Raw genomic sequence first — 10,461 nt, 5'->3', positions numbered from 1 at the left:
TAGGCCCGCACCAGCGCCAGGGAGAAGTCGGAGTCCTCGGTGGCGAACAACCGCGCCGCGAACCCCGGGAACGACGGAAAGTTCATCGACGCCAGGATCCCGCCCGCGTTCATGTCCTTGACCCGCTCGTTCACGTCATAACAACCCGGCCGGATCTCATCCAGACCCTGCGGTTCGAGGCCGTACTCCTCCTTCGGACGCCCCGCCACCGCGTTCAACGCCGCGTTGGGGATGACGGTCTCCCGGAACTTCCAGACGTCGCTGCCGTCCTCGCGGTGGACGAGCTGGGGCGCGTCGTCCCGGTACTTCTTCGGCAGGTGGTTCACGAACATGTCGGGCGGTTCGATGATGTGGTCGTCCACGCTGATGAGGATCATGTCCTCGCGCTTCATGGCGTTCCTTTCGTCCGGGGGCGGGCGGCTCAGTCGGAGGCGGGCAGCGGCTTGGCCGCCTTGAGGGTCATCGGGACGCCGCCGCAGCTGAGCTCGCCCGCACCCGAGGAGGTGCAGAGCAGCTCGAGCGTTCCGGTGGCGTCGACGTAGCGCTTCCCGATGAGCGTGGCGGCCTCCCCGCCGCCGGGCGGCGGGGGCGGTGCGCCGCCCGTCGAGGAGGCGGGCACCATGGGGCTGCCGCCGCAGGAGATCTCCGGAACGCCCCCGGCGGGGGCGCGCACGATGATCACCCGCGTGCCGCAGGCGGTGCTGGCCAGCTGGTCACCGATGCGCGGTGCCGGTGCGGTCATGGGCGGACGTCCTCCTTCTCCTTGTCCCTGTCGAGCAGGCGGTCGGCGAGCTGGGCGATGTCGTAGGACTGCCGGGCCATCCAGAAGCGCAGGAACCCGGTCAGCGAGTAGCGCAGGAACACCGCGGACCCGGCGATGTCGGCGGTGACGCCGCCGAGGCCGAGCGTGATGGCGTCCCGCTGGACGAGCGGGTCGCGGGTGCCGTGCGAGAGCGCGTAGGCCGCCACGCCCAGCGCCGCCCCGGCCACCATCAGCACGGCGCCGAGGCGCAGCCACAGCGAGGATCGGCCGGCGGCCGGGTCGGGGATCTTCAGCTCCGCCAGCTCGCGGACGAAGCGGTCCGCGCGCGTCTGCGCGCCGCGGGCCTCCTCGCCGCGCGCCTCGTCCGGCGCGTTCTCCCCGGATGCGCGCGCGCCGCGGCTCGGTTCGGCGGACGTCGTCTCGGTCGGGCTCATGTGGGACTCCCCAGGTAGAGGGCGGACAGTTCGGCGCGCAGCCCGTCGTCCGGGCGGCCCTCCCGCTCGATCCGGCCGCGCACCAGCACGGCGGCGCGATCGGCGATCCCGAGGACGGCGGAGGCGAACTGCTCCACGACCAGCACGGCCACGCCCTGCCGGGCGATCTCGGCGACCTGCTCGTACAGCCGGCCGACGACCAGCGGCGCCAGGCCCATGGACAGCTCGTCGAGCAGCAGCACGGCGGGGTCGGCGGCGAGGCCCCGGGCGAGGGCGAGCATCTGCTGCTCGCCGCCCGACAGGGTGCCGGCCGTCTGCGCGGCGCGCCGGGCGAGGACGGGGAAGCGCCCGAAGGCGACCTCCTCGATCTCCGCGCGGGTGCGGCCGGTGAAGGTCATCATCAGCAGGTTGTCGCGGACCGACAGGTTGGGGAACACGCCGCGACCCTCGGGGATCAGGCAGACCCCGGCGCGGGCCAGGTCGCGCGGGCGGGCCCCGGTCACGTCGCGGCCGCCGAGCAGCAGCCGTCCCGACTCGGCCGGATGCACGCCGGCGGCGACGTGCAGCGTCGTGGTCTTGCCGGCCCCGTTCGGGCCGAGCAGCGCCACCACCTCGCCCGCGGCCACGGTGAGGCTCACCCCGTGCAGGACGGTGATCCGCTCGTGCGCGGCACGCACGTCGCACAGCTCGAACAGGGCGCTCACGACTCCCCCAGGTAGGCGGCGAGGACGGTCTCGTCGGCGCGGATCACCTCGGGGGGCCCGGCGGCGATGACCTTGCCGAGGTCGAGCACGTGCACCTCGTCGCACACGCCCATGACCAGCCCCATGTCGTGCTCCACCAGGACGACGGCGGTCCCGTCGCCGGCCAGCGACCGCAGCAGCGCCGCGAACCGCTCGGTCTCGGCGGCGTCCTGCCCGGCCGCGGGCTCGTCGAGGAGCAGCAGGGACGGCCGCACCGCCAGCGCGCGGCCCACCTCGACCAGGCGGGCGGCGCCGGTGGGTAGCGCGTCGGCCAGGCCGCCGGCGACCCCGGCCAGCCCGAGCCTGCCGATGATCTCGTCGGCGATCCGGGCGGCGTGCCGCCGCTCGGGCCCGAGCTCCGCGGCGACGAGCAGGTTGTCGCGGACGCTCAGCCGGCCGAACAGCTCCAGCCGCTGGAACGTGCGGGCCAGCCCGAGCCGGGCGCGCCGCGCGGGCCCCAGCCGCGTGACGTCCCGGCCGTCGAGCAGGACGCGCCCCGTCGAGGGCCGGCGCAGCCCGGACACGACGTCGAACAGGGTGCTCTTGCCCGCGCCGTTCGGCCCGATCAGGCCGGTGACGCGGCCCGGTTCGGCGGCGATGCCGACGCCGTCCAGGGCGAGATTCCCTCCGTAGGCGACCGTCACGCCCTCAACCTCGAGCGATGCCACGGGCCAGCACCTCCCCGTCCTCGGCGCGCCAGGGACGCCGCACACCCCACCACTCGACCGGGATCTCCGGCTCCGCCGGGGAGTCGCGCCGCGCCGCCGCGTAGGCCCGCAGCGCCGATGCGACGACCAGCGCACCGACCAGCAGGACCCAGCCGTTGACCGCGTCCAGGACCCGCAGCAGCCACGCCAGCGCGAGGGCGCACAGCAGGGCGGGCAGGACGATCCGGTCCCGGGCGGCCGGCTCCCAGTCGCGGCGGAGCCGGGGCACGATGCCGTCGGGGCTGTGCCCGAGGCCCATGCCGGCCAGGGCGGGCAGGATCGCGACGACGTTCTGCGTCCACGAGGCCAGGCCGAGCAGGATGTTCGGCCCGACGAACGCCGTCCCCGCGAACAGCCCGTTCCCGACGCAGCCGAGGCCGCCGATCACCGCGATCAGGAAGATGGGCAGCCCGGCCACGAGGTTGAACTGGTCGGCCGTGATCGTGCGCAGTTGCATGCCGTACAGCGCGCCGCCGAACCCGGCGATACCGGCCGCCAGGGCGAACACCGCCACCCGGGCGACCAGCAGGTTCCCGCCGAGGGTGGCGTAGGCCGCCTCGCTGTCGCGCAGCGCGATCAGCCGCCGGCCGAACCGGCCGCGGCGCAGCACGGCCACGCCGAGCGAGACCAGCGCGAGGCACACCGCCGAGAACACCATCAGCTCGCGGTCGCCGTCCAGCCGCAGGCCGAGCAGCGACGGGCCCGACACCTCCAGCGACCCCTGGTCGAACAGCGAGATCCGGACCCCGAACACGGAGAAGGACGGCAGGGTGAACAGCCACCGGTCGAGCACCACCGTGAACGCCGCCGTGCCGAGCGCCAGGTAGACCCCCGACAGGCGCAGCGCCGGCAACGCGACCAGCGCCCCCGCCAGCGCCGCGACGAGGACCGCGACCAGCAGCGCCCACGGCTGCCCGTGCGCGCCGAGATGCGCCCACACGACCGCGCCGATCCCCGCCATGCTGAGCTGGCACAACGAGATCTGGCCCGCGTACCCGGCCAGCGGGACGTACGACAGCGCGACCATGCCGAGCGGCAGCAGCGGCCCGAGGGTGATGAGGTCCTTGCCCTGCAGGACGGTCGCCAGCACCACGCCGACCACCACGATGGACGCGGCGAACAGCAGCGCCCCGCGCATCGACGGCAGCGGCACCGGGGCCAGGCGCCGGTCCCGGCCGCGCAGCCGCCGGTGCGGGAACAGCAGCAGCGCCACGAACAGCAGCAGCGCCGGCGCGGCGAGCCGCAGCCCGGGGAGGTAGGCGTTCTGCGGCAGGTAGCCGGTCAGGTAGCTCTCCATGCAGCCGACGACGACCGCGCCGAGGAACGTCAGCGGCAGGCTGCGCAGCCGGCCGAAGATCGCCGCGGTGTAGGCGCTGACGATCAGCAGGGAGAGCTGCTGCGCGTCCAGCGCGACGGCCGGCGCGATGAGGATGCCGCCGACCGCCGCGAGCTGCGTGCCGAGCACCCAGGCGACCCGGTTCGCGCGGACCGGGTCGGCCCCGGTGAGCCCGGCCAGCGCCCGGTCGTCGACGGTCGCCCGCATCTCCGCGCCGGTCCGGGTCCGGTTGAGCAGCGCCCAGAGACCGGCCGCGACCGCCACCGCGACCACCATGGTGAGCACCTGGTGCCAGGTGATCGTGACCGATCCCCAGTGCAGCGGCGTCCGGTCGGCGAAGAACGTCGGCAGCGGCCGGGCCACGTTCGGGTCCCAGACCCACCGTGCGGCGGCGATGAGGCCGCTCAGCAGCGCGACCATCATCACCATCCGCTCCGCCTCGCCCAGGTGCTGGACGGGGCGCAGCAGCACGCGTTCGACGAACAGCCCGAACGCGGGCGCGAGCACCAGCAGCACCACGGCGAGGGCGACCGGGACCGGCCATCCCCAGCCGGCGGACAGCTGCCAGTAGGTGAACGCCGCCAGCATGCCCGCCGCGCCGTGCGCGAAGTTGAACACGCCGGTGGTGACGTAGGTGAGCACCAGCCCGCTGCCGATGACCGCGTAGATCGCGGCGGTGCTCAGCCCGACGATCCCGAAGGCGAGGAACTGGTCCATTACTTGAGGTCGTTCATGCTCTTACCGACATCGGCGAGGGTGAGCGGCTTGCCATAATTGCCGGTGTACTTGTACTTGGGCGCGCCGCAGCGGTAGGGACCGTTGTTGGGCTTGAAGTCGGCGGGCTTCCAGCCGTCCGGGGTGGCCTTCTCGACGTTGAAGCAGTCCAGCGGGACGTCGTTCTTGGACAGGTCGATCGGGGCCTGCAGGCCGCCGGCCGTCCAGGCGGTTTCCTTGCGGGCGGCCTCGTAGACGCACTTGCGGGTCAGGTCGTCCCCGCAGGTGCCGGCCGACTTGGCGAACAGCAGCCACGCCGAGAAGCTGCGCAGGGCGACGCTCGTGACGTTCGCGCCGGAGGCGTACCTCTTGTACAGCTCCTGGACCTTCTTGGTCGCCGGGCTGTCCGAGGCGGTCTCCAGGGGGTGCAGCCCGCTGAGGTCGGCGAAGTTGTTCTGCGCCTTCAGGGACGGGCCCGCCAGCTTGATGAACTGGGGAAGGTAGGCGTTGTTGTTCGCGTCGATCCAGTCGAGCTTGTAGTTGATGCCGGTGAGGATCTGCTCGAGCTTGGCCAGGCTCGTGAAGTCCCCGTAGAAGATGAGGCCCTTGACGCCCTTGCTCTTGATCGACTGGGCGTAGGGGGTCCAGTCCGAGACGCCCTGCGCCGGGTAGAGGTCGCTGTAGGAGATCTTCCCGCCCAGCGCCCTGAGCGACTCCTGCGCCTGGCCGCCGAGGCCCTTGGTGACCGGCGAGTCGCCCGAGATGATGCCGACCGAGCCCTTCGACCCGGGGTAGGCCTCCTTCAGCAGCCACGACCAGTAGCCCTGGTAGCGGTTGTAGGAGACGCCGCCCGTCTGGGCGAGCTGCAGGTCCGAGCCGTTGTTGGTGACCATGCTCTGCTGGGCGGGGAAGTCGGGCAGCAGGCAGGAGAGCCGGTCCTTGGTGCCCATGGCGTCGAGCGCGGCGCTGCCGCCGACGAGCGCGAAGTCCTGCTTGCAGGATTCGAGCATCCGCTGGCGGACCTCCATCATCTTGGTGTCCCGGATGTTCGGGACGAGCTTGCGGCCCTTGACGCCGCCCAGCTCGTTGCACCAGGACGTGAACACCTTCGCGGCGTCCAGCAGCTCGGGGTTCTTGGTGAACCCGACGTCGCTGAAGACGCCGACGTCGATCGCGTCCTTGGTGACGCCCTGCGCGGGCGCCTTGGCCGGGCTGCCGGGCCCGCACACGTCCTTCAGGTCGCCGAAGTCGGCCGAGACGGCCTGCTTCGGCGCCGCGCCCTGCGTCGGTTCCTCGTTGCCGCCGCCGCTGCGGCCGCAACCGGCGGCCAGCAGGGCGACCGCCGCGAGGGCGGCTATGGTCGTCGGCGTTCTCACGGGTTTCCTCCTCGGTGCTTCCCCCGAGCGGCTGGCGGAGCAGGTGATCGCCGACCCTCTGGCGTCGTCCTCTTGCTGCAAGGAAACTAGCTTCTCGTATGCCGAGAATCAAGGATCCAGCTCCGAAGAACTCCTTGATCACTCAGGTCATGGCAGCGCGGCCCCCGCCCGGCGGCCGGGTCCGGCGACGTCGCAGGCAGGCGGTGGGCGGCCGGCCGCGGCCCCAGCGTTGACGGCGGCGCCGACTGCATGAGAATCTTCGAAGCAAAATGAGAGAATATAATTCTCACGAGAGGGGCCGACCCATGCGCCTGCCACCGCTGCCGGGTGAGCAGTGGACCGAGGAGGAGCGCGCCGCGCTGGGCGTGCTGCTGCCCGAGCACCTCATCAACCCGCGCGGGGCGGGCAACGCCCTGGCCACGCTGGTCCGGCACCCGCGCCTGACGAAGCGGTTCCTGCCCTTCAGCGGCTACCTGATGATGCGCTCGACCCTGCCGGCCCGGCTGCGCGAACTGGCCGTCCTGCGGGTCGCGCGGCTGAGCGGCTGCGCCTACGAGTGGACGGAGCACGTGAAGCTCGCGGCGGACATCGGCCTGTCCGGGGACGAGATCGAGGCGGCGGGCCGCGGCGAGGCCGCCGGCGAACTGGAGAGCGCGGTGCTGCGCGCCGTCACCGAACTCCACGCCGACTCGACCGTCTCCGACGCGACCTGGGCCCTGCTCGGCAAGCACCTCGACGAGCGCCAGCTCATCGACCTGCTCTTCACCGTCGGCACCTACGCCATGCTCGCGATGGCCTTCAACACCTTCGGCGTCGAGCCCGACGAGCCGACCGACAGGCGGATCTAGGCCCCGCGCGGGACGTCCGGGTCCGCGGGCACGATCAGGACCTTGCCCGCCGAGCTGCGGCCGGCGACGGCGGCGAGCGCGCCGGCCGCGTCCTCCAGCGGGTAGACGGCGTGGATGTGCGGCTTCAGCTCGCCCGTCGCGAACAGCCGGGTCAGCTCGGCGCGGCCCCGCGCGAGGGCGTCGCGGTCGTGCCGGGCCCAGCCGCCGAACTCGAAGCCGCGCACGCTGATCCCCTTGAGCATGACGAGGTTGAGCGGGATGCGGGGGATCTCGCCGGCGGCGAAGCCGACGGTCACGTAGCGCCCGCCCCAGCGCAGCGCGCGGAGGGCCGGTTCGGCGTGCGCGCCGCCGACCGGGTCGAGCACCACGTCGGCGCCGCCCGCGTCGGCCAGGTTCTTCTTCAGGTCCTCGTACGGCAGGGCGTCGTCCGCCCCTTCGGCGCGGCACAGGCCCCGCTTGCGCTCCGACGACGCGACGGCGATCACGCGCGCGCCGAGCAGCCGTCCGAGCTGGACGGCGGCGAGGCCGACCCCGCCGGCCGCGCCGAGCACGGCCAGCGTCTCGCCCGCCCGCAGTTCCGCGACGAGCGTGAGCGCGTGGTAGGCGGTGGCGTAGGAGACCCCGGACGCGGCGGCGGCACGGAGGTCGGCGTCCGGCGGCAGCGCGGTCAGGCTGGTCGCGGGCACCACCACGCGCTGGGCGAAGGCGCCGACGAACACCGAGCCGGACACCGCGTCGCCGACCGCGACGTCCTCGACGTCCGGCCCGACCTCGACGACGCGTCCGGCGAACTCGCTCCCCGGCGTGAAGGGGACCGGGGCGGCGACCTGGTAGGCGCCCTGGACGACGAGGATGTCGGCGAAGTTGACGGCGGCGGCGCGGACGTCGACGACGACCTGGCCGGCTCCGGCGACCGGCTCGGGGATCTCGCGCACGGTCAGGTCGTCCAGGGAACCGTGCACGGTGCAACGCAGTGCTCTCACAGCGGCGAGAATATCATTCTCTGAATAAGAAAGTAATGATCTCGCCACCTTTCAGGAGTGGAGGGGTGAGACTGCAAACGTCGTCCCGGCTAGGTGCAGTAAGGTTCTTGACATGGCACAGAAGACGGATCCGTCCGCGAGCACCCCGGCCGAGGAACCGGCCTGGAAGCAGCGCGCGGTCGAGCGCTCCACCAAGGCCGCCAAGCTCCGCGCCGAACAGCGGGTGGAGCGCTTCCTCGACGCGGCGCAGGCGATCATCACGGAGAAGAACACCACCGACTTCACCGTGCAGGAGGTCGTCGACCGCTCCCGCCAGTCGCTGCGCAGCTTCTACCAGCACTTCGACGGCAAGCACGAGCTGCTGCTCGCGCTGTTCGAGGACGCCCTGCGCAGGTCGTCCGACCAGATCCGGGCCGCCGCGGCCGGGCAGTCGGACCCGCTCGACCGGCTCCGGGTGGCGGTGCAGCTGCTGTTCGAGCTGTCGCGCCCCGACCCGGGCGCGCAGCGGCCGCTGTTCACCGACTTCGCCCCGCAGCTGCTGGTCTCCCACCCCGCCGAGGTGAAGATCGCGCACGCGCCGATGCTCGCCCTGTTCTCCGACCTGATGACGCAGGTCGAGGAGGCGGGGCAGCTGCGCGAGGGCGTCCGGCCGCGCCGCGCGGCGGCGCTGGTGATGCAGACGGTGATGTTCGTCGCGCAGTCCAGCGGGGTCGCCGAGGAGGACAACGCGCACCCGCTCAGCGCCGACGAGGTCTGGGACTTCTGCGCCATGGGGCTCGCCCAGCCCTGAGCGAGAATGCTGTTCTCAGATTGAAGAACATCACTATACTGAAGGTATGCCCGACCTTTGGAGCGACCTTCTGGCCTGCCTCGACCTGCGCGAGCTCCCCCCGGGCCGGGAGGCCGGCGCCTGGGGCGCGTCCGCGGCGTACGAGGGGCGCAACCAGCGGCTGAGCTACCACCGGCTGTTCGGCGGACAGCTCCTGGCCCAGTTCGTCTGGGCGGCGGCGCTCGCCTGCCCCGGCAAGGCCGTCAAGTCCCTGCACGCGCTGTTCCCCCGGGAGGGCGGCTCCGGCGAGCCCGTCCGGTACGAGGTGGAGCGCCACCGCGAGGGCGGCACGTTCGCGACGCTGACGGTCACCGCCCGGCAGTCGTCCGGCGTCATCGCCACCGCCGCGGTCTCGATGCACGCCGCCGAGGACGGACCCGACCACCAGACGCTCCCGAAGGCGCCGCCCGTTCCCGGGCCGGAGCACCGGGTGGAGATCGACCTGCTCCCCTGGGAGACCCGCGCGTCCGCCGACCTGGACACCGCCGCGTCCGGGCCGCCCGAGCTGGACCTGTGGATGCGCATCCCCGAGGCCGGTCCGGAAGGCGCCCCCGCCCTCACCGCCTACGCGACGGACCTCACCCTCATCGGGACGGCGCTGCGCCCGGTCGAGGGCGTCGGCCAGCGGGACGCCGGCACCGCGTTCACCTCCGCCGTCACCTCCCACACGCTCTGGTTCCACCGGCCGTTCCGCACCGGCGACTGGCTCCTGTTCCGCCAGCACAGCCCGCTGGTGGCGCACGGCCGCTGCTTCGGCAGGGGCGACGTGCTCACCGAGGACGGCGCGCTGGTCGCCTCCTACGCGCAGGAGGCCCTCCTACGCTTCCGCCGCTGATCGTCAGCCCGCCCCGCCGAGCGGCCTCCGGAGGAGATCCTCGGCGGCGGCGTAGGCGTCGATGCGGCCGGCCGCCACGTCGGCGGCCAGTTCGGCGAGGGCCGGATGCCCGCGCAGCCGGCTCTGCGCCAGGGAGAGGATCTGCGCGCGTGCGCGTCCGGCGCGCCGGACGGGATCGTCGGCGCGGTCGTGCGCCTCGATCGCCTCGACGAGCCGCGGCAGTCCCTCCCCCTTCGGCGCGACGAGGGTGAGGACCGGCGCACGGGTCTCGGCGCGCAGCTCGCGGACGGTCCGCTCGGCGCCGTCGCGGTCGGCCTTGTTGACGACCAGGATGTCGGCGACCTCCAGCAGCCCGGCCTTGGCGGCCTGGACGGCGTCGCCCGCGCCGGGCGCGAGCACGACCACGACGGGGTCGGCGACCGCGGCGATCTCGATCTCCGACTGCCCGACACCGACCGTCTCCACGATGACCGGGTCGTGGCCGAGGGCGGCGAGGAGCCGGACGGGCGCGGGCACGGCGGTGGCGAGGCCGCGGAGGTGCCCGCGGGTCGCCAGCGAGCGGATGAGCACGCCGGGGTCGGCGGCGGCGTCCGCCATCCGGATCCGGTCGCCGAGCAGGGCGCCGCCGCTGTAGGGCGAGGACGGGTCGACGGCGAGCACCGCCACCCGCGCCCCGCCCTCGCGGTACGCGCCGACGAGCGCCGCGACGGTCGTCGACTTGCCCGCGCCGGGCGGGCCGGTCACGCCGACGACCCGTGCGGCCGCCGGGCCGAGGACGTCCAGGACCTCGCCGCGGCGCGGCCCCTCGACGAGGCTGAGCAGCCGGCCCGCGGCGCGGACCGACCCGCCGCGCGCCGCGGCGATCAGCTCCGGGACGTTCACCGGGCGCCGGC

The 10,461-nt window shown here is 73.4% G+C and carries 11 protein-coding genes and 1 pseudogene; 3 read left to right on the top strand and 9 right to left on the bottom strand.

Features of this window, described 5'->3' with window-relative positions; translation table 11 throughout:
• The 7 genes and pseudogenes from ABD296_RS03705 to ABD296_RS03675 all read right to left on the bottom strand — a co-directional run.
• Positions 1–392: pseudogene (locus ABD296_RS03705) on the bottom strand (amidohydrolase family protein); the annotation flags it as partial.
• A gap of 29 nt (positions 393–421) precedes the next feature.
• Positions 422–742, bottom strand: a complete 321-nt coding sequence (locus ABD296_RS03700; RefSeq protein ID WP_344261401.1) for a hypothetical protein — start codon at positions 740–742, stop codon at positions 422–424.
• Entirely contained in the window at positions 739–1,197 is a 459-nt protein-coding gene (locus tag ABD296_RS03695; protein ID WP_344261399.1) for a hypothetical protein, read from the bottom strand. The genes ABD296_RS03700 and ABD296_RS03695 overlap by 4 nt, the downstream gene beginning before the upstream one ends.
• Entirely contained in the window at positions 1,194–1,901 is a 708-nt protein-coding gene (locus tag ABD296_RS03690) for an ABC transporter ATP-binding protein (RefSeq protein WP_344261397.1), read from the bottom strand. Before ABD296_RS03690 ends, ABD296_RS03695 begins: the two co-directional genes overlap by 4 nt.
• Positions 1,898–2,608 carry an ABC transporter ATP-binding protein gene (locus tag ABD296_RS03685; RefSeq protein WP_344261395.1) on the bottom strand — a complete coding sequence of 237 codons (711 nt, stop codon included), beginning with the start codon at positions 2,606–2,608 and terminating at the stop codon, positions 1,898–1,900. Before ABD296_RS03685 ends, ABD296_RS03690 begins: the two co-directional genes overlap by 4 nt.
• Positions 2,589–4,700, bottom strand: coding sequence for an ABC transporter permease subunit (locus ABD296_RS03680; RefSeq protein ID WP_344261393.1), 2,112 nt, complete (start codon positions 4,698–4,700; stop codon positions 2,589–2,591). The genes ABD296_RS03685 and ABD296_RS03680 overlap by 20 nt, the downstream gene beginning before the upstream one ends.
• Positions 4,700–6,073, bottom strand: a complete 1,374-nt coding sequence (locus tag ABD296_RS03675) for an ABC transporter substrate-binding protein (protein ID WP_344261391.1) — start codon at positions 6,071–6,073, stop codon at positions 4,700–4,702. The genes ABD296_RS03680 and ABD296_RS03675 overlap by 1 nt, the downstream gene beginning before the upstream one ends.
• Positions 6,074–6,378: 305 nt before the next feature.
• Here ABD296_RS03675 and ABD296_RS03670 point away from each other — a divergent pair, with 305 nt between their 5' ends.
• Entirely contained in the window at positions 6,379–6,921 is a 543-nt protein-coding gene (locus ABD296_RS03670; protein WP_344261389.1) for a carboxymuconolactone decarboxylase family protein, read from the top strand.
• Here the strand turns inward: ABD296_RS03670 and ABD296_RS03665 are convergent.
• Positions 6,918–7,904 (bottom strand): NADPH:quinone oxidoreductase family protein, encoded by a 987-nt coding sequence (locus ABD296_RS03665; RefSeq protein WP_344261387.1) that lies wholly within the window; start codon positions 7,902–7,904, stop codon positions 6,918–6,920. The two genes, ABD296_RS03670 and ABD296_RS03665, sit on opposite strands and share 4 nt — an antisense overlap.
• Positions 7,905–8,016: 112 nt before the next feature.
• On the opposite strand from ABD296_RS03665, the gene ABD296_RS03660 reads away from it, so the two are divergent.
• Together ABD296_RS03660 and ABD296_RS03655 are read left to right on the top strand one after the other, a co-directional pair.
• Positions 8,017–8,694, top strand: coding sequence for a TetR/AcrR family transcriptional regulator (locus ABD296_RS03660; protein WP_344261385.1), 678 nt, complete (start codon positions 8,017–8,019; stop codon positions 8,692–8,694).
• Positions 8,695–8,740: 46 nt separating this feature from the next.
• Complete coding sequence (locus ABD296_RS03655; protein WP_344261383.1) at positions 8,741–9,568, top strand: acyl-CoA thioesterase; 828 nt, start codon at positions 8,741–8,743, stop codon at positions 9,566–9,568.
• Between the two features lie 3 nt (positions 9,569–9,571).
• On the opposite strand, the gene meaB is transcribed toward ABD296_RS03655, so the two are convergent.
• Complete coding sequence (gene meaB, locus ABD296_RS03650) at positions 9,572–10,450, bottom strand: methylmalonyl Co-A mutase-associated GTPase MeaB (RefSeq protein WP_344261381.1); 879 nt, start codon at positions 10,448–10,450, stop codon at positions 9,572–9,574.
• Positions 10,451–10,461 lie beyond the last annotated feature (11 nt).

It is taken from the genome of Actinomadura napierensis, from assembly GCF_039529375.1.
Taxonomy (GTDB): domain Bacteria; phylum Actinomycetota; class Actinomycetes; order Streptosporangiales; family Streptosporangiaceae; genus Spirillospora; species Spirillospora napierensis.
Note: the sequence above shows the minus strand (reverse complement) of the source record. Positions and strands in the feature narration are given on the sequence as shown.

Bases quoted from the DNA above. Each gene is read 5' to 3' on its own strand.
- ABD296_RS03700 (WP_344261401.1), bottom strand. From the start codon at position 742: ATGACCGCACCGGCACCGCGCATCGGTGACCAGCTGGCCAGCACCGCC.
- ABD296_RS03670 (WP_344261389.1), top strand. From the start codon at position 6,379: ATGCGCCTGCCACCGCTGCCGGGTGAGCAGTGGACCGAGGAGGAGCGC.
- ABD296_RS03695 (WP_344261399.1), bottom strand. From the start codon at position 1,197: ATGAGCCCGACCGAGACGACGTCCGCCGAACCGAGCCGCGGCGCGCGC.
- ABD296_RS03660 (WP_344261385.1), top strand. From the start codon at position 8,017: ATGGCACAGAAGACGGATCCGTCCGCGAGCACCCCGGCCGAGGAACCG.
- ABD296_RS03655 (WP_344261383.1), top strand. From the start codon at position 8,741: ATGCCCGACCTTTGGAGCGACCTTCTGGCCTGCCTCGACCTGCGCGAG.
- ABD296_RS03680 (WP_344261393.1), bottom strand. From the start codon at position 4,700: ATGGACCAGTTCCTCGCCTTCGGGATCGTCGGGCTGAGCACCGCCGCG.